This is a genomic window from Kitasatospora purpeofusca (assembly GCF_042691725.1).
Lineage (GTDB): Bacteria > Actinomycetota > Actinomycetes > Streptomycetales > Streptomycetaceae > Kitasatospora > Kitasatospora purpeofusca_B.
This window is the reverse complement of sequence record NZ_CP170483.1, coordinates 7,549,651-7,567,612: the sequence shown is the minus strand read 5'-3', so window position 1 is coordinate 7,567,612 and position 17,962 is coordinate 7,549,651. Positions and strand designations below refer to the sequence as shown.

15 protein-coding genes and 1 riboswitch are annotated in these 17,962 nt (G+C 74.7%); of the genes, 8 read left to right on the top strand and 7 right to left on the bottom strand.

Going from position 1 to position 17,962, the window contains the following annotated elements; all coding sequences use genetic code 11:
* Positions 1–23: 23 nt before the first annotated feature.
* Both ACFCLZ_RS32660 and ACFCLZ_RS32655 read left to right on the top strand, forming a co-directional pair.
* Positions 24–431: a RidA family protein gene (locus ACFCLZ_RS32660; protein ID WP_380281485.1), complete on the top strand. Its 408-nt coding sequence runs from the start codon at positions 24–26 to the stop codon at positions 429–431.
* Between the two features lie 146 nt (positions 432–577).
* A complete protein-coding gene (locus ACFCLZ_RS32655) occupies positions 578–1,339 on the top strand; it encodes a DUF2470 domain-containing protein (protein WP_380281484.1) in 762 nt (253 codons plus the stop codon).
* Positions 1,340–1,361: 22 nt separating this feature from the next.
* Here ACFCLZ_RS32655 and ACFCLZ_RS32650 read toward each other — a convergent pair whose 3' ends face one another.
* Both ACFCLZ_RS32650 and ACFCLZ_RS32645 read right to left on the bottom strand, forming a co-directional pair.
* On the bottom strand, positions 1,362–2,930 hold the full coding sequence (locus tag ACFCLZ_RS32650; RefSeq protein ID WP_380281483.1) for an APC family permease: 1,569 nt from the start codon (positions 2,928–2,930) through the stop codon (positions 1,362–1,364).
* Positions 2,931–3,315: 385 nt separating this feature from the next.
* Entirely contained in the window at positions 3,316–4,287 is a 972-nt protein-coding gene (locus ACFCLZ_RS32645; RefSeq protein ID WP_380281482.1) for a peptidoglycan DD-metalloendopeptidase family protein, read from the bottom strand.
* 3 nt (positions 4,288–4,290) lie between these two features.
* A riboswitch (cyclic di-AMP (ydaO/yuaA leader) is annotated at positions 4,291–4,457 on the bottom strand.
* A gap of 311 nt (positions 4,458–4,768) precedes the next feature.
* Between ACFCLZ_RS32645 and ACFCLZ_RS32640 the strand changes: the two genes are divergently transcribed.
* A complete protein-coding gene (locus tag ACFCLZ_RS32640; RefSeq protein ID WP_380281481.1) occupies positions 4,769–6,295 on the top strand; it encodes an MFS transporter in 1,527 nt (508 codons plus the stop codon).
* A gap of 107 nt (positions 6,296–6,402) precedes the next feature.
* Here ACFCLZ_RS32640 and purB read toward each other — a convergent pair whose 3' ends face one another.
* Positions 6,403–7,833 (bottom strand): adenylosuccinate lyase, encoded by a 1,431-nt coding sequence (purB, locus tag ACFCLZ_RS32635; protein WP_380281480.1) that lies wholly within the window; start codon positions 7,831–7,833, stop codon positions 6,403–6,405.
* 118 nt (positions 7,834–7,951) lie between these two features.
* Between purB and ACFCLZ_RS32630 the strand changes: the two genes are divergently transcribed.
* Positions 7,952–10,171 (top strand): HelD family protein, encoded by a 2,220-nt coding sequence (locus ACFCLZ_RS32630; RefSeq protein WP_380281479.1) that lies wholly within the window; start codon positions 7,952–7,954, stop codon positions 10,169–10,171.
* Here the strand turns inward: ACFCLZ_RS32630 and ACFCLZ_RS32625 are convergent.
* The 3 genes from ACFCLZ_RS32625 to ACFCLZ_RS32615 form a co-directional block, all read right to left on the bottom strand.
* The gene (locus ACFCLZ_RS32625) at positions 10,168–10,614 is read right to left on the bottom strand and encodes a MarR family winged helix-turn-helix transcriptional regulator (RefSeq protein ID WP_380281478.1); all 447 of its coding nucleotides are present in this window, start codon (positions 10,612–10,614) and stop codon (positions 10,168–10,170) included. The genes ACFCLZ_RS32630 and ACFCLZ_RS32625 overlap by 4 nt on opposite strands.
* A 92-nt stretch (positions 10,615–10,706) precedes the next feature.
* Complete coding sequence (locus ACFCLZ_RS32620) at positions 10,707–11,099, bottom strand: DUF3037 domain-containing protein (RefSeq protein ID WP_380286363.1); 393 nt, start codon at positions 11,097–11,099, stop codon at positions 10,707–10,709.
* 164 nt (positions 11,100–11,263) lie between these two features.
* Complete coding sequence (locus ACFCLZ_RS32615; protein WP_380281477.1) at positions 11,264–12,019, bottom strand: HipA family kinase; 756 nt, start codon at positions 12,017–12,019, stop codon at positions 11,264–11,266.
* Between the two features lie 191 nt (positions 12,020–12,210).
* Between ACFCLZ_RS32615 and ACFCLZ_RS32610 the strand changes: the two genes are divergently transcribed.
* Positions 12,211–13,569 carry an NAD(P)/FAD-dependent oxidoreductase gene (locus tag ACFCLZ_RS32610; protein ID WP_380281476.1) on the top strand — a complete coding sequence of 453 codons (1,359 nt, stop codon included), beginning with the start codon at positions 12,211–12,213 and terminating at the stop codon, positions 13,567–13,569.
* A 91-nt stretch (positions 13,570–13,660) separates the two neighbouring features.
* On the opposite strand, the gene ACFCLZ_RS32605 is transcribed toward ACFCLZ_RS32610, so the two are convergent.
* Positions 13,661–15,025 (bottom strand): aminotransferase class I/II-fold pyridoxal phosphate-dependent enzyme, encoded by a 1,365-nt coding sequence (locus tag ACFCLZ_RS32605; protein ID WP_380281475.1) that lies wholly within the window; start codon positions 15,023–15,025, stop codon positions 13,661–13,663.
* Between the two features lie 34 nt (positions 15,026–15,059).
* On the opposite strand from ACFCLZ_RS32605, the gene ACFCLZ_RS32600 reads away from it, so the two are divergent.
* From ACFCLZ_RS32600 to ACFCLZ_RS32590, 3 genes are all read left to right on the top strand, one after another.
* Positions 15,060–15,743, top strand: coding sequence for a pyridoxamine 5'-phosphate oxidase family protein (locus ACFCLZ_RS32600; protein WP_380281474.1), 684 nt, complete (start codon positions 15,060–15,062; stop codon positions 15,741–15,743).
* Between the two features lie 12 nt (positions 15,744–15,755).
* Positions 15,756–16,427, top strand: coding sequence for an FMN-binding negative transcriptional regulator (locus ACFCLZ_RS32595; RefSeq protein WP_380281473.1), 672 nt, complete (start codon positions 15,756–15,758; stop codon positions 16,425–16,427).
* Between the two features lie 118 nt (positions 16,428–16,545).
* On the top strand, positions 16,546–17,958 hold the full coding sequence (locus tag ACFCLZ_RS32590; protein WP_380281472.1) for a sugar porter family MFS transporter: 1,413 nt from the start codon (positions 16,546–16,548) through the stop codon (positions 17,956–17,958).
* The last annotated feature ends 4 nt before the right edge of the window (positions 17,959–17,962 follow it).

The window sequence follows — 17,962 nt, the reverse complement described above, 5'->3', positions numbered from 1 at the left end:
ACCGAGGAAGCGAACACACACGCATGAGCGACAAGACCGAGATCCGCACCGACGGCGCCCCCGCCCCGGCCTGGATGTTCTCCCAGGGCGTCCGCAAGGGCCCGATCCTCCAGGTCTCCGGCCAGGGCCCGCAGGACCCGGCCACCGGCGAGTACCTGCACCACGGCGACGTGAAGGCGCAGACCCGCCGCACCCTGGAGAACGTCAAGGCGATCGTCGAGGCGGGCGGCGCCACCGTCGAGGACGTCGTGATGTTCCGGGTGTACCTCACCAAGCGCGCCGACTTCCCGCTGATGAACGAGGTCTACGCCGAGTTCATCGACGAGAACATCAAGCCGGGCGGTGTGAAGCCGTGCCGCACCACGATCTTCGTCGAGCTGCCGCAGGAGCCGATGCTGGTGGAGATCGACGCCCAGGCCGTCGTCGGCTGACCTCACCGGCGCGACCGAAGGGCCCGGACCTCGCGTCCGGGCCCTTCGCGCATCCGCCCACCCGGCGCCTTGCCCGCCTCCCTCCGAATCGTTAGGTTAGGCTCACCTAACCAACAGGCAGGCAGCCAGCCGGAGGTCCCGCACCCATGAGCCCGCACCCCCTCGACGCCGAGACCGCCGCAACCGCCGCGACCCCCGAGGCCCCCGAGACCGAGGTCGCCGAGCCGAGCGCCGCCGAGCGGATCGGCAGCCTGCTCACCGCCACCTCCTCGGTGGTCCTCCGGGCCTGCGGCGAGCACCATGAACTCACCACCGCCGTCTCGGTGCACGGCTCCCGGCTGCGGCTGCGCGCCCCGCTCGACGCCCCGCTGACCGTCGCCGCCGCCCGCGAGCAGGACGGCCTCGCCGTCGTGCTCGACCTCACCGACATCGCCCCGGTGGCCGTCCGCGACCGGGTCCGCGGCCGCCTCACCCTGGCCGGCCGGCTCCACCTCGCCCACCTCGCCGACGACGGCCTCAGCGTCCACCTCCGCCTGGACGTCGCCCACGCGGTGCTCTCCACCCCGTACGGCACCACCGCGATCACCGGCGCCGACCTCGCGGCCGCCGCCCCCGACCCGCTGGCCCGCTACGAGGCCGGCCTGCTCACCCACCTGGCCGACGGCCACCCGGACGCGCTCGCCGTGCTCACCCGCCTGATCGACCCGGCGCTGCTCGCCGCGCACCCGGCCGTCCGGCCGCTCGCCCTGGACCGGTACGGCCTGGTGCTCCGCCTGGACCACCCGCACGGCCACCGGGACGTCCGCCTGGTCTTCCCCGAACCGGCCCGCGACGCCGACGAGTTCGGCCACCGGGTGCACCAACTGGTGGCCGCCGCCGAGCAGGTGCTGCCCGCCCGGCACTCCTGAGATACCGCCGCCCGACGCACCGTCATGTCCCCACCGGGGCAGCCTCCTCGGAGCGCTCCGCCGCGTCCTCCAGGACGATCCGCCCCATCCGGGCGTACCGGTCCGGGCGGCGGGCGCGCATCCACAGGGCCAGCCCGATCCCGCCCAGGAAGGTGCCGATCACCAGGTACGGGATCAGCCGGAAGAGCAGCGTGCCGGCGGCCGCCCCGGCGGCGGCGTCCTTGTTGACCACCAGCAGGGCCACCACCCCCGCCATCGCCACCCCGCCGGCCAGCGGCGCGACCAGCGTCCGGAACCAGTGCCGGGTCCCCGGATGCCGCCCCTGCACGTGGAACCAGCCGACCACCGCGAACGAGCAGAGCGTCTGCACGATCAGGATCGCCATCGTCCCGAGCAGCGCCAGCAGTGTGTAGAGGTGCGCGTACGGGTCCATCCCGGCCGCCAGGAACCCGGCCACCAGCGCCGCCGCGATCACCGACTGGACCAGCGAGGCGACGTGCGGCGATCCGTGCCGCGGGTGGGTGCGCCCGAGCGCGGGGTGGATGAAGCCCTCGCGCCCGATCGCGTACAGGTACCGGGCCGCGCACTGGTGGAAGGCCATCGCGCAGGCGAAGGAACCGCTCACCACCAGCCACTGGAACACCGTGACCGCCCAGCCGCCGAGGTGCGCGCCGAGCGGATCGAAGAACAGGCTGTTGCCGCCCTTGCCGGGGACCAGGCCGTTGGCCACGTCGACCGCGCGCCGCACGCCGTTGCCGGAGACGATCATCCAGGAGACGAGGACGTAGAACACCCCGACCCCGACCACCGAGATCAGCGTCGCCCTCGGCACCACCCGCTTCGGGTCCCGGGACTCCTCGCCGTACATCGCCGTGGACTCGAAGCCGACCCAGGAGCAGAACGCGAAGAACAGCCCCAGCCCGGCACCGCCCGTCCCCGTCCCGTCCACGCCGCGGAAGGCGTTCAGCGGATCGAGCGACTCCCCGACGATCCCGTCCGGCCCGCCACCGGTGAACAGCACCGCCAGCGCGACGGCGCCCAGCACGGTGACCTCCAGCACCAGCGCCACCCCGAGCACCCGCGCGGTCAGGTGCAGGTCGAACCAGGCCATCACCGCGATCACCAGCAGCCCGAGCGCCGCGTACCAGCCCCAGGGCAGCTCCACCCCCAGCTGCGCCGCGACCAGCCCGCGCAGCGCGTACGCGAAGAAGCCGACGACCGCGGCCTCGAAGACGATGTAGGCGAGCAGGGCCAGCAGCCCCGAGGCCATCCCGAGGACCCGGCCCAGCCCGTGCGAGATGTAGCCGTAGAACGCCCCGGCCGCGGTGATGTGACGGGCCATCGCCACGTAGCCGACCGAGAAGACGGTGAGCACCAGGGTCGCGAAGACGTACGCGGCGGGCGCGCCGGCGCCGTTGCCCTGGCCGATGACGATCGGGAGGTTGCCGGTCATCGCGGTGATCGGCGCCGCCGTGGCGACCGCCATGAACACCACGCCCGGCAGACCGACCGAGTCCGCCTTCAGCCGGTCCACTCCCGCCCCCGGCCACCGCCCCGCGTCCTCGACCGCGTCCCCGCGCTGGATGGCCATCCGGCCCCCTTCACCCGCCGTGGCTGTGCCGCCCGCCGGTCCGGCCGGGCGATGACTGCCCGCCAGCATCGGGGCGCGGCGCGGGGGCCGCAACGAGAGGCGACCCGGCGTCACCACCGCCGGGTTGACGCCGTGTTCGAGCGGGAGCCGTCCCGTTCGACCGCGCAGGACGGTGGGCGACGGCGGGACCACGGTGGACGACGACGGCCGGCCCGGCTCGCGAGAGAGGTCTCGCGAGCCGGGCCGGCCGGACGGGCGTGTCCCGCGCCCGTCGATCCACTGGACGTGCGGCGATCACCCGGTCGAGCGGTCACCCGACATGACCATTCCGGGCGAGTCGTTTCGCCCCGCACCCAGTGGTGGCGGAAATGATCCGACCGGAGGGTCAGATCGCGACGCCGTGCGCCCGCAGGTAGGCGATCGGGTTGATGTCCGAGCCGTACTCCGAGCCGGTGCGGACCTCGAAGTGCAGGTGCGGGCCGGTCACGTTGCCGGTGGCACCGGAGAGGCCGATCTGCTGGCCGACGGTGACGGTCTGGCCGATCTTGACGCCGATCGAGGACAGGTGCGCGTACTGGGCGTACTTGCCGTCGGCGAGCTTGATCTCGACCTCGTTGCCGTAGGCGCCGCCGTTGCCGGCCTTCACCACGGTGCCGTTCGCGATGGCGCGCAGCGGGGTACCGGTGGAGGCGACGAAGTCGGCGCCGGTGTGGTGGCCGGAGGACCACATCGAGCCGGCCACGCCGTAGGCGGTGCCGAGCTTCGGGTTGGCCACGGGGGCGACGTAGCCGGAGGTGGCGGCGACGACCGGGGTCGCGGTCACCGGGGCGGCGACGGGCTGGACGGCCGGCTTGACGGCCAGGGTGGCCGGCTGGGTGGCCGGGGCCGCGGGCTTGGTCGCCGGGGCCGCGGGCTTGGCGGCCGGGGCGGCCGACTTGGTGGCGGGCGCGGCGGGCTTGGCGGCCGGAGCGGCCGGAGCGGCCTTGGTGCCGAGCGCGAGCTGCTGGCCCGGGAAGATCAGGTTCGGGTTGGCGCCGACGACCGAGCGGTTGTGCTCGTACAGCGCCTGCCAGCCACCGTCGACGTTCTTCGCGGCGGCGATCTTCGACAGGGTGTCCCCGCCGACGACCTTGTAGCTCTCCTCGGCCGAAGCGGCCGGGGCGGCGGCCGGGGCGGCCTGGGGGGCCTGCGCGGCCGGGGCGGCGGCCGGAGCGGCGGCCTTCGCGGCCGGGACCTCGTGGGCCTGGGCGGTGACGGTGGTCACCAGCGGGAGGGCGAAGGCGGCACCGGTGACAGCGGTGGCGATGCCGATGCGGGCGGCGCGGGGCAGGGCGATACGACGAGCCTGTGCGGGCATGGAAAATGTCCTCTCCGACGCCTGCGAGGTGAGCTGTCGGGTTCGGGCTGGAGTTGCCCGGCCGCACACAATGGCGGCTTCACCCCAAGCCGGACCGCGAGAAATCCGGGTCCGGCGACTTACCTGTGGGTCCCCCGCTCCTGCCGTACAGAGTTCGTTGCGTACCACCGGGCAGCGGCAGGACTAGGCGTTCCACCCGGTGGCCACCCGGGCTGACGCCGGGCGGTCGCTGAACTAAAACTCATCCGTTCGGGTGAAGCAATGTCGATCTCCGCGCCCCGGGACCAAAGTCCGCATTGCCGTGACGCTCCGCAGGGAAGGCATGCACAGTACGTACACACTCCATTGACGGTGCGCATGTGATCCGCAACCCTGCGCCGATGTCGGAATCAGTACGCATACGATCACTCACGGAATGGACATTCCCCGACACGCCCCCGGTGACCCTTGTCACGTCGACCCGTGGGACGGACCATGAGCCGTGGCCACCTCCGAGGCCGGCACCCTGCGGTTGGGCACCGCGCAGGGTCGCTGGGTACTTCTGGCGACGGTGCTCGGCTCCAGCATGGCGATGCTCGACGGAACCGTCGTGAACGTCGCGCTGCCCCGGATCGGCGCCGACCTCGGCGCCCAACTCGACGCCCTGCAATGGACGCTCAACGCCTATCTGCTCACCCTGGCGGGCCTGATCCTGCTCGGCGGCGCGCTCGGCGACCGGTACGGCCGGCGCCGGGTCTTCCTGCTCGGTGTGGTCTGGTTCGCCGCCTCCTCCGCCGCCTGCGCCGCCGCGCCCACCATCGAGGTGCTGGTCCTCGCGCGCGCCGTGCAGGGCGTCGGCGGGGCGCTGCTCACCCCCGGCTCGCTGGCGATGCTCCAGGCGGTCTTCCACCCGGAGGACCGCTCGGCGGCCGTCGGCCTCTGGTCGGGCTTCGGCGGGATGTCCGCGGCGGTGGGCCCGCTGCTCGGCGGCTGGCTGGTGGACGGCCCCGGCTGGCGCTGGATCTTCCTGCTGAACCTGCCGCTGGCGGCGCTGGTGGTGGCGGTGTCCGTCCGGCACGTGCCGGAGACCCGGGACGAGTCGGCGACCGGCCGCTTCGACGTGCTCGGCGCGGTGCTGGCCGCCCTGGCGCTGGGCGCCGTCACCTATGCGCTGACCGCCGCCGGAAAGGGCCTGTCCCCCGCGGTCTGGGTCACCGGGGTGGCGGGCCTGCTGCTGGGCGCCGCCTTCATCACCGTCGAGCGCCGTACCCCGGAGCCGATGCTGCCGCTCGGCCTCTTCTCATCCCGGCTGTTCACCGCCGTGAACCTGGTCACCCTCGCCGTCTACGCGGCGTTCAGCGGGGTCTTCTTCCTCCTGGTCGTGCAGCTGCAGATCGTCTCCGGCTTCTCCCCGCTGGTCTCCGGGCTGGCCCTGGTGCCGATCACGGTGATCATGCTGGTGCTGTCCGCCCGGGCCGGCCGGCTGGGCAAGCGGATCGGCCCCCGGCTGCCGCTCACCGTCGGCCCGCTGCTCTGCGCGGCGGGCGTGCTGCTGATGCTGCGGATCGGCCCGGACGCCTCCTACTGGACGGACGTGCTGCCCGCCGCCGCGGTGATGGGCTTCGGCATGGTGCTGCTGGTCGCCCCGCTGACCGCCACCGTGCTGGCGGCGGTGGCCGTGCGGCACGCGGGCATCGCCAGCGGGGTCAACAACGCCGCGGCCCGGGCGGCCGGGCTGCTGGCGGTCGCCGCGCTGCCCGCGCTGGCCGGCCTGAGCGGGGACGCCTACCGGGTGCCGGACGCGGTCGACTCCGCCTTCCGCACCTCGATGCTGATCTGCGCCGGGCTACTGGTGGCCGGCGGGCTGATCGCGCTGGCCACCGTGCACGGCAATGTGCTGGCCCCGGAGGACGAGCACCCGGTGGCCGAGCCGGACTGCCGCTACGCCTGCGCCACCAACGGCCCGCCGCTCGACCCCGGCCACCCGGCCGCCGTCCCGGCGGAACACGGCGAGGGCCCCGCCGCCTGACCGGCGACGGGGCCGCTGTTCGCCCGCTCGGCTCCGGGGCGCTCGGACCCGGCGCCGACGGTCGGCGGCGCCGCCCGCCCCGAACCGAAGGGGCGGGCGGCGGTATGTCAGAGGATGTCGCCGGGGGCGTACTTGGCGGCCTCCGGGTACGCGGCCGCGACGGCCTCGACCTGGCGGACGACCTCGGCGACCTGCGCGCCGGCCGCACCGGTGAAGGAGAGCCGGTCGGCCAGCAGCGCGTCCAGCGCGGCCCGGTCCAGCGGGATCCGGTCGTCGCCGGCCAGCCGGTCCAGCAGCTCGTTCTCCCGGGCACCGGCCCGCATCGCGAGCGCGGAGGCGACGGCGTGCTCCTTGATGACCTCGTGCCCGGTCTCCCGGCCGACGCCCGCGCGCACCGCGCCCATCAGCACCTTGGTGGTGGCCAGGAACGGCAGGTAGCGGTCCAGTTCGGCCTCGATCACGGCCGGGAAGGCGCCGAACTCGTCGAGGACGGTCAGGAAGGTCTCCAGCAGGCCGTCGAAGGCGAAGAAGGCGTCCGGCAGCGCGACCCGGCGGACCACCGAGCAGGAGACGTCGCCCTCGTTCCACTGGTCGCCGGCCAGCTCGCCGGTCATCGACGCGTAGCCGCGCAGGATCACGGCCAGGCCGTTGACCCGCTCGCAGGAACGGGTGTTCATCTTGTGCGGCATCGCCGAGGAGCCGACCTGGCCCTCCTTGAAGCCCTCGGTCACCAGCTCGTGGCCGGCCATCAGCCGGATCGTCTTGGCCAGGCTGGACGGCGCGGCGGCCAGCTGGACGAGGGCGGTCAGCACCTCGAAGTCCAGCGAGCGCGGGTAGACCTGGCCGACGCTGGTGAACACGTTCTCGAAGCCGAGGTGCGCGGCGACCCGGCGCTCCAGCTCGGCGAGCCGGTCGGTGTCGCCGCCGAGCAGGTCGAGCATGTCCTGGGCGGTGCCGACCGGGCCCTTGATCCCGCGCAGCGGGTAGCGGGCGATCAGCTCCTCCAGGCGGCGGAAGGCGACCAGCAGCTCGTCGGTGATCGACGCGAAGCGCTTGCCCAGGGTGGTGGCCTGCGCGGCCACGTTGTGCGAGCGGCCGGCCATGACCAGCTCGGCGTGCTCGGCGGAGAGCCGGCCCAGGCGGACCAGCACGGCGACGGTGCGGTCGCGCACGTGCTCCAGCGACTGCCGGATCTGCAGCTGCTCGACGTTCTCGGTCAGGTCCCGGGAGGTCATGCCCTTGTGGATCTGCTCGTGGCCGGCGAGTTCGCTGAACTCCTCGATCCGGGCCTTGACGTCGTGCCGGGTGACCCGCTCACGGGCGGCGATGGAACCGAGGTCGACCTGGTCGACGACCCGCTCGTAGTCGGCGACGGCGGTGGCGGGCACCTCGACACCGAGGTCCTGCTGGGCCTTCAGGACGGCGAGCCACAGGTGGCGCTCGAGGACCACCTTGTGCTCGGGGGACCACAGCTGGGCCAGGGTCGCCGAGGCGTACCGGGAGGCCAGGACATTGGGGATCTGGGGCTTCGCGCTCACGCTTCGCAAGCCTAACAGCCGAGGTCAGCCGGAACGGCCCGGGCTCGGGTAGGCTGGGGCACTTGAGCAGTCGTCACCAAGCGCCCTACGAACTCCTCACCGCAAGGATACCACACCTGTGAACGGATTTCCAGCGGATCCCGCCCGGCCGGCCGACCCGGACGACCGCCTCGCCGAGGCGCTGCACGCCGAACAGGCCCGGCTGACCGGCCTCTACGCCCACCTGGACGCCGCCCGCGAGCGCGCCCGCCGGACCCTCGCGGCGGCCGGCCGCGAAGCCGGCCCGGGCGGCACCCACCAGGCCCGGCTGGAGCGCGAACTGCGCGCCGCCGAGGCCGCCCGCCGCGCCGCCCGGCTGGACGCCGTCGAGCGCGGCCTCTGCTTCGGCCGCCTCGACCACCGCGACGGCACCGTCCGCTACATCGGCCGGACCGGCCTGCGCGACGAACTGGACGAGAGTTACGAGCCGGTGCTGGTCGACTGGCGCGCCCCGGCCGCCCGCCCGTTCTACACCGCCACCCCGGCCGACCCGGGCGAGTTGGTCCGCCGCCGCCATCTGCACACCCGCGGCCGCACCCTCACCGGGCTGGACGACGAGGCACTCGACCTGGCCGGCCTGGACGAGCGCGGCCGGCGCGGCCTGGTCGGCGAGGCGGCGCTGCTGGCCGCCCTCGACCGCGAGCGCACCGGCCGGATGGCCACCGTCGTCGCCACCATCCAGGCCGAGCAGGACCGGGTGATCCGCGCCCCGCTGCCCGGCGCCCTGGTCGTCCAGGGCGGCCCGGGCACCGGCAAGACCGTCACCGCCCTGCACCGCGCCGCCTACCTGCTGTACACCCACCGCGCGGTGCTGGAACGGCGCGGCGTCCTGATCCTCGGCCCCAACCCGGCGTTCCTGCGCTACATCGACCAGGTGCTGCCCGCGCTCGGCGAGACCGAGGTGGTGCTGCGCACCGTCGGCGAACTGTTCCCCGGCGTCCGGGCCACCGCCGAGGACACGCCGGCCGCCGCGGTGGTCAAGGGCGGGCCGTGGATGGCGGACGCGGTCCGGCGCGCCGTCGAGACCCACCAGTCGCTGCCCGCGGGCGACCTGCTGCTCGGCGAGGGCCTGCGACTGCCCCGCCGGGTCTGCGCCGAGGCCCGGCGGGCCGCGCGCGGCCTGCACCTGCCCCACAACCGGGCCCGCACGTTCTTCCTGCGCACCCTGCTCGACGCCCTCGCGGTGGCGCAGGCGCTCTCCCTCGGCCGCCCGTACGACGAGGAGGAGGCCCGCTACGCACCGCGCGAACTCTGGGCGCAGCCCGGGATCCGCGCCGCACTCGACGCCCTGTGGCCCGTCCTGACGCCCCGGCGGCTGATCGACCGGCTGCTCGGCGACCCCGCCCTGCTGGCCCTGGCGGCCCCCGGCCTCTCCCCCGCCGAACGCGCCGCCGTCCTGCGCCCGGCCGGCGCGCCGTGGACCACCGGGGACGTCCCGCTGCTCGACGAGGCGGCGGAACTCCTCGGCGAGGACGGCACCGCGGCCCGGGCCCGCTCCCGCGCCGCCGAACGGACGCTGGAGGAGGAACGCGCCTACGCCGAGGGCGTGCTCACCGTCACCGGCCAGCAGAACGACGCCACCCTGGACGCCGGGCTGCTCGCCGAACGGTTCCGCGACACCGGCCCGGACCGCACCACCGCCGAACGCGCCGCCGAGGACCGCGAGTGGGCGTACGGGCACGTGGTGGTCGACGAGGCGCAGGAGCTGTCCGCGATGGCCTGGCGCGCCGTGCTGCGCCGGGTGCCGACCCGCTCGCTGACCATCGTCGGCGACCTCGCCCAGAGTGCCTCGCCGGCCGGGGCCCGGTCGTCCTGGGCGGAGGTGCTGGACCGCGAACTGCCGGGCCGCTGGCGCGAGGAGCGGCTCACCGTCAACTACCGCACCCCCGCCGCGATCATGGCGCCGGCGGCGGCGGTGCTGCGCGCCCACGCGCCCGGCCAGGAACCTCCCGAGGCCGTCCGGGAGACCGCCGAGCGCCCGCGCGTCCTGTCCGTCCCGGACGGCGGCTACGCCGCGGCCCTGGCCGCCCTGCCCACCGGCCCCGGCACCCTCGGGGTGATCGCCCCGGACGCCGACGCCGCCGCCCTGGGGGCGCTGACCGTCCGGGCGGCCAAGGGCCTGGAGTTCGACGCGGTCGTCCTGGTCGACCCCGCCGCCCTGCTCGCCCAGGGCGCGCCGGACCTCTACGTCGCCCTCACCCGCGCGACCAAGCGCCTCACCCTGCTCCACCACACCCCGCTGCCGCCCGTCCTCGCGGCGGCCCTGACAGCGCAGTCGGCGCAGCCGGCCGACGGCTAGGCGGTACGCCCGCTGAGCACCGGGAGGACCTGGACGCAGATCGAGTGCAGCGCCGCGCGCTGCTCGCCGCTCAGACGCTCGAAGGCCTGGTGGGTGCGGGCCATCTCACCGCGGATCAGCGCCAGGATCTCCCGGCCCTGCTCGCTGATGACCACGATCTTGACCCGCCGGTCGCCCGCCGAGGCCTCCCGGCGGGCCAGGCCCAGCGCCTCCAGCCGGTCGACGATCCCGGTCACGTTGGAGGCGTCGCAGCCGAGCCGCCCGGCCAGCGCGCGCATCGGCACCGGCTCCTGGACGGCGCCGAGCGCCTTGGCCTGCGAGGAGGAGAGACCGTGCCGGGCCGCGGCGGCCGCGAAGTCCTGGAAGTACGCACTGCCGACGGCGGCCAGCGCCTCCATCAGCTGGGCGTTGGTCGGTACGGTCGTGGTCGTCGTCGAACCCATGAGGTCAGCCTACGACCGACTGCTTCAGTAACTCAAGATTTGAGCACGGCAAAGGTCCGGCGGCCAAACCGCCGGACCGGCAAGCCGTCCGCTCAGAGCACCAGCTGGTCGAACAACCGCCGCAGCTCCGTCTCCGGATCGGCGGTCAGCCCGGTGTGCACCGGTCCCGGCTGCACCACCGCGCTGCGCGGCGCGGTGACCCAGCGGAACCGCTGCCCCGGGCTGTCCGCCGCGGCCGGACCGGCCTGCGGACCGCCCGCGCAGACCGCCTCGATCCCCTGCAGCGCCCGCCGCACCGCGGCCACGTCGGCGACCGGGTCCAGCGCCAGCAGCCGCGCCTGGTCCAGGTGGGTCCGCGCGGCCAGGTGGGAGCTCTGCCGGCAGTACAGCAGCACGCCCACGTTGACGCACTCGCCGCGCTCCACCCGGGGCACCGCCCGGATCACCGCGTACTCGTAGTCGTGCAGCTCGGCCCGGGCGGACACCGGCGACCGCGCCGGCCCGGGGGCCCGGAGCTCCGAGAAGCCCGCATCGGACGGCCCGGCACCACCGAACCCGGCACCACCGAACCCGGAATCGCCGAACCCGGAATCGGCCAGCCGCGACTCGGACAGCCCGTGGTCCAACGGGCCGGACAGTCGGGAGTCGGTCATGCGGACACCTCCGGCAGCCAGTCGCGCGGACCGGCCAGTCGCGCGGTCAACCGGGCCCGGTACGCCTCGCGCACCGCCCCGGGCGAGTCGAACCCGGGCTCGTCCGCCAGCCAGACGTCCGGGATCTGCGCCACCGCCTCCTCGATCGCGGCCTCCGCCAGCGGGGCGAGCGCCTTGTCGGCCGCGAGCAGGTCCGGCTCCGCGCCCAGCAGCGCGTGGTCGGAGGCGTCGTACGGACGGCGGGTCCAGCCGGCGGCTCCCGCCCAGTGGTGGTGGAAGATCAGGCTCGCGCCGTGGTCGATCAGCCGCAGGCCGCCCGTGGCGACCAGCAGGTTGGGGTTGCGCCAGGAGCGGTCGACGTTGCCGATCAGCGCGTCGAACCAGAGCACCTGCCCGGCCAGCCCGGCGTCCACGTCGAAGCAGAGCGGGTCGAAGTTGAGCGCGCCGCTGACGAAGGCCATGCCCAGGTTGAGCCCGCCGCTGGCGCGCATCTGGTCCTGGATCTGCGGGTCCGGCTCGCTGCGGGCCAGCACCGGGTCCAGGTCGACGGTCACCAGCTCCGGCACCGGCAGGCCGAGCCGCCGGCCGAGCTCGCCGGCCAGCACCTCCGCGACCAGCGCCTTGCGGCCCTGGGCCGCGCCGACCCACTTCAGCGCGTAGAGCCGCCGGTCGTCGGCCTCGACCAGGCCCGGCATCGAGCCGCCTTCTCGCAGTGGCGTCACATAACGGACCGCCGTCACCTCGGGGAGCACGCCGGACAGCCTATCGGGCATATGCACGGGGCGGGTGACGCTCGGCGCACTCGCCCGCCCGGGTCGTCCCGGTGGCAGGCCCGGCTGCTCCGTGCGAGTGTGGCGGACAGTAGTCGGGGCACCCGACGGCCACGACCCCCAGCACGACGGCTGCGCCGTGAGGCAACGACCTGCACTGTGAGGGACGCACGATGGAACGAGCCCGGATCCTGATCGTGGGCGGCGGCTTCGCCGGACTGGAGTGCGCGCGCCGCCTGGAGCGCAAGCTCTCCCCCGCGGAGGCGGAGATCTCCCTGGTCACCCCGTTCAGCTACCAGCTCTATCTGCCGCTGCTGCCGCACGTGGCGGCCGGCGTGCTCACGCCCCAGTCGGTGGCCGTCTCGCTGCGCCGCTCGCTGCGGCGCACCCACATCGTCCCCGGCGGCGCGATCGGGGTGGACCCGGTCTCCAAGGTCTGCGTGGTGCGCAAGATCACCGACGAGGTGGTCGCGCAGAAGTACGACTACCTGGTGCTGGCCCCCGGCAGCGTCACCCGCACCTTCGACATCCCCGGCCTGACCGACTACGCGCGCGGCATGAAGACGCTCGCCGAGGCGGCCTACGTCCGCGACCACGTGATCGCCCAGCTGGACCTCGCCTCGGCCAGCCCGGACCAGAAGGAGCGCGAGTCCCGGTTGCAGTTCGTGGTGGTCGGCGGCGGCTACGCGGGCACCGAGACCGCCGCCTGCCTGCAGCGGCTCACCACGGCGGCCGCCCACCGCTTCCCGCGGCTGGACGCCCGGCAGATCAAGTGGCACCTCATCGACATCGCGCCCAAGCTGATGCCCGAACTGGGCGACGCCCTCGGCACCGCCGCCCTGGAGGTGCTGCGCGCGCGCGGCATCGAGGTGTCGCTGGGCGTCTCGGTGGCCGAGGTCGGCGCCGAGTCGGTCAAGTTCACCGACGGCCGGGTGCTGCCCTGCCGGACCCTGATCTGGACGGCCGGCGTCGCGGCGAGCCCGCTGATCGCCACCCTGGACGCCGAGACGGTACGCGGGCGGATCGCGGTGACGGCGGAGATGCGGGTGCCGCAGTTCGAGGGCGTCTTCGCGCTCGGCGACGCCGCCGCCGTGCCGGACCTCTCCAAGGGCGACGGCGCGGTCTGCCCGCCGACCGCCCAGCACTCGGCCCGCCAGGGCCGGGCGGTGGCCGGCAACGTGATCGCGGCGCTGCGCAACCAGCCGTTGGAGCCGTACTACCACAAGGACCTGGGCCTGGTCGTGGACCTCGGCGGCAAGGACGCGGTCTCCAAGCCGGTCGGGGTGGAGCTGCGCGGCGTGCCGGCCCAGCTGGTGGCGCGCGGCTACCACCTGATGGCGATGCGCACCAACGCGGCCAAGTTCCGGGTCGGCGCCAACTGGCTGCTCAACGCGACCGCCGGCGACGACTTCGTGCGGACCGGCTTCCTCGCCCGCCAGCCCGCCCGGCTGCGGGACTTCGAGTACACCGACGCCTATCTGACGAAGGACCAGGTCAGGGAGCACGCCCAGGCGCTGCTCGCCAAGGGCTGACCGGCCGCGGACACCCCTCCTCCCGGGCGTCACGGGAGGAGGGGCGCACCCGCGCGGCGGCCCGTCGCCGGTGCCCGCCGAGCGGCCGGTGTCAGATCAGCCGCGACACCGTGCCCTCCGCGCCGGACCCGGCGATCCCGTCCGCCCCGCCCAGCACCGCCGCGAGGTCACCGGCCAGCCGCCGGGCGTCCGCCGGGTCCAGCCGCGCGACGGTGATCCGCAGCCCGGGCGGCGACTGCAACCGGTAGCGCGCGCCGGGCGCCGCGACCCAGCCGCGCTGGACCAGCGCGGCTAGCGCGACGGCCTCGTCCGCCACCGGCACCCAGACGTTCAGCCCGCTCGCCCCGTGCGCCGCGATCCCCCGTTCGGCCAGCGCGCCGATCAGCGCCTCCCGGCGCGCCCGGTAGGCGGCGGCCACCCGCTCGACCGGCGCCGCGTCGGCGCGCCACAGCTCGGCCACCGTGTGCTGGAGCAGGTGGCTGACCCAGCCGGCCCCCAGCCGCTGGCGCCCGAGCACCCGGCCGACGGTGTCCGCGTCCCCGACCGCGACCGACAGCCGCAGGTCCGGCCCGTACGCCTTGGCCGCCGAGCGCACCACGGCCCAGTGCGTCGACCCCGCGCCGGCCAGCGGATGGTAGGGCTGGTCGACGATGCCCTGGCCGTGGTCGTCCTCGATCAGCAGCACCTCCGGGTGGTCGGCCAGCACGGCGCGCAGCTCCGCGGCCCGCCCGGCGGTGAGCGCGGCGCCGGTCGGGTTCTGCGCCCGGCTGGTGACGACCACCGCCCGCGCGCCGGCGTCCAGGGCCTCGGCGAGCGCCCCGGGCAGCGGGCCGGCGTCGTCGAGCCGGACCGGCAGGGTGCGCAGGCCGAGCGCCGGCAGCAGGTCGAGCAGGCTCCCCCAGCCCGGGTCCTCGACGGCGACGGCGTCGCCGGGGCGCAGCCGGGTGGCCAGGATCCGCTCGATGGTGTCCAGCGAGCCGGAGGCGACGGCGATCGGCCCGGACGGCAGGCCGTCGGCTGCGAAGGCCGCGCCGGCCAGGGCGAGCAGCCCGGGGTCGGCGGCCGGGTCGCCGTAGCGGACCGGGGCGCGGCGGGCGGCCTCGGCGGCGGCCGCGAGGGCCGCGGTGAGGTCGGGCAGCAGCGCCGGGTCGGGGTTGCCGTCGGCGAGGTCGCGGGCGTGCGGCGGCACCGGCAGCCGGATCTGGTCGCGCGGGGTGTGGGCGGGGCGCGGTCGGATCCGGCTGCCCTTGCGGCCGGCGGTCTCGATCACGCCGCGGTCGCGGAGCAGGCGGTAGGCGGCGGCCACCGTGTTGGGGTTGACGCCGAGTTCGGCGGCGAGGTCGCGCAGCGGCGGCAGCGCCGTCCCGGGGGCGAGGTGGCCGGCGCTGACGCCCCGCTCGACCTCGGCCGCGATATCGCTGGCACGCCGCCCGGTGATCCGATAGTCTCCTAGCACAAAACATAGTATGCACTAGTACATAGAGGTTGTCATGTCGACCACGCCGGACGGCGACACGTCCTACCCCCGCACCCCTCGCACCACCCCCACCCGCTACAAGGACCGCGCCACCTGGGAGCGCGAGGCGATCCACGCGATCCTGGACGCCACCTACCTCTGCCACCTCGGCTTCGTCGCCGACGGGGCGCCGGTCGTGCTGCCCACCATCCACGCCCGGGTCGGCGACCGCCTCTACGTGCACGGCTCCACCGGCAGCCGGCCGCTGCGCGGGGCCAGGGGCGAACAGGGCCTGCCGGTCTGCGTCACCGTCACCCTGGTCGACGCCCTGGTGCTGACCAAGTCGGCGTTCAACCACTCGGTCAACTTCCGCTCGGTGGTCGCCCACGGCACCGCGCACCAGGTCACCGACCCCGAGGAGCTGACGGTCGCGCTGGACGCGCTGGTCGACCAGGTGGTCCCGGGCCGCTCCGCCGAGGTCCGCCCGGCCAACGCCAAGGAGCTCGCCGCCACCGCGGTGATCCGCCTCGACCTCGACGAGGTCTCCGCCAAGAGCCGGGCCGACCTCGCCGACGACGACCCCGAGGACCTCGCCCTGCCGCACTGGGCCGGCGTCGTCCCGGTCACCACCGGCTACGGCACGCCCGTGCCGGACGCCTCCACCGCCGTGCCGCTGCCCGCGAACCTCGCCGCGCTCACCGCCGCGCGCGACGCCTGACCGGAGGCCCCGATGCTGATCCGCTCCTGGGACCGGGGCGACGAGGACGAGTGGCGCGCCTGGCTCGCCGAGGGCCGCGACTTCGGGCTGCTCGCCGCCAACGGCGGGCCCGGCCGCGGCCCCGTGCTCGTGCCGACCCACTTCCTGCTGGACGCCGACCGCGGCGAGATCCTGCTCCACCTGGCCGCGCCCAACCCGCTGCTCGCCGCCGTCCGGGCGGACCCGGAGGTCACCCTCGCGGTCACCGACGACTACGCCTTCGCCCCCGGCCACTGGCGCGGCGAGCCCGGCACCCCGACCAGCTTCTACGCCTCCGTGCAGTTCCACGCCACCGCCGCGCTCGTCGAGGACGCGGCCGGCAAGGCGGAGATCCTCAACCGCCAGCTGGCCCACTTCCAGCCGGAGACCCCGCAGGTCCGGGTCGCCCCCGGCGAGGGGGAGTTCGGCCGGCTGCTCAGCGGCCTGACCGGGCTGCGGCTGACGGTCCGCGAGGTGCGCGCCAAGTTCAAGTACGACGACAAGAAGCCGGCCGCCGAACAGCTCGCACTGGCCGCCCGCCTCGCCGATCGCGCCCGCCCCCTGGACGCCGCCGCCCGCGCCCAGCTGCTGCGCCGCAACGGACGCCGGACGGCGCGCACCGCGCCCCCCGCGCCCCCCGCGCCCGGGAACCGCGCGTCCACCTGACGCCCCGTCACCCGTTCGGCCCAGCCACCGCGACGCGGGCCCCCCGGCGCTGATCGAATGTGAGACGAACCCTGCCCTCTCGGCCGTGCGGGCGGGACCGTCGACCCGGGGAGCGCGCGTGTCCGGTACCCACACCCATCCGGCTTCCGGCGAGGCGCACCTCGGGCACGTCGTGTTCATCTCCGCCGCCGCCGCGATGGGCGGCTTCCTGTTCGGCTACGACAGCGCGGTGATCAACGGCGCGGTGACGGGCATCCAGAAGCACTTCCAGGTGGGCCACGGCACGACCGCGTTCGTGGTGGCCATCGCGCTGCTCGGCTCGGCCGCCGGGGCGGTCGCGGCCGGGCGGCTGGCCGACCACCTGGGCCGGGTGCGCACCATGCTGCTGGCCGCGGGCCTCTTCGCGGCCAGCGGCATCGGCTCGATGTTCCCGCCGAACATCGAAGTGCTGGCCGTCTGGCGGGTGGTCGGCGGCGTGGCGATCGGCATCGCCTCGGTGATCGCCCCGACCTACATCGCCGAGGTCGCCCCGACCGCCTACCGGGGCCGGCTGGCCTCCTTCCAGCAGATGGCGATCGTGCTCGGCATCACCGTCTCCCAGCTCGCCAACTGGGCGCTCAACCAGGCCGCCGGCGGCGAGTCCACCGGCCACCTCGGCGGCATCCAGGCCTGGCAGTGGATGCTCGGCGTGGAGACGATCCCGGCCCTCGTCTACGGGCTGATGGCGCTGGCGATCCCGGAGTCGCCGCGCTACCTGATCGCCGACCACCGGGAGGAGCAGGCCCGCCGGGTGCTGGTGGAGGTCGAAGGCCCGGACGTCGACCTCGACGCGCGGGTGGCCGAGATCCGCTCGGTGCTGGAGTCCGCCCGCAAACCGCGGCTCAAGGACCTGCTGGGCGGCCGGTTCGGCCTGCTGCCGATCGTCTGGGTCGGCATCGGCGCCTCGGTGTTCCAGCAGTTCGTCGGCATCAACGTGATCTTCTACTACTCCTCCTTCCTGTGGCAGTCGGTCGGCATCAACGAGTCCAACTCGCTGCTGATCAGCCTCTCCACCTCGATCATCAACGTGATCGGCACGGTGGTCGCGATGGCCCTGGTCGACCGGATCGGCCGCAAGCCGCTGGCGCTGGCCGGATCGGCCGGCATGGCCGCCGCGCTGGGCACCGCCGCCTGGGCCTTCTCCTACCGGGAGGGCACCGGCGACACCGCGACCCTGGACAACACCCACGCGGTGGTCGCGCTGATCGCCGCACACGTCTTCGTGTTCTGCTTCGCCTTCTCCTGGGGCGTGGTGGTCTGGGTGCTGCTCGGCGAGATGTTCCCGAACCGGATCCGGGCGCTCGCCCTGTCCGTCGCCGCCTCCGCCCAGTGGCTCGCCAACTGGGCGATCACCGTGAGCTTCCCCGACCTCGCCGACTGGAACCTGTCGGCGACCTACGTCATCTACGCGGCCTTCGCGCTGCTCTCCATCCCCTTCGTGGCCTTCTGCATCAAGGAGACCAAGGGCCGCGCCCTGGAGGAGATGGGCTGACCCC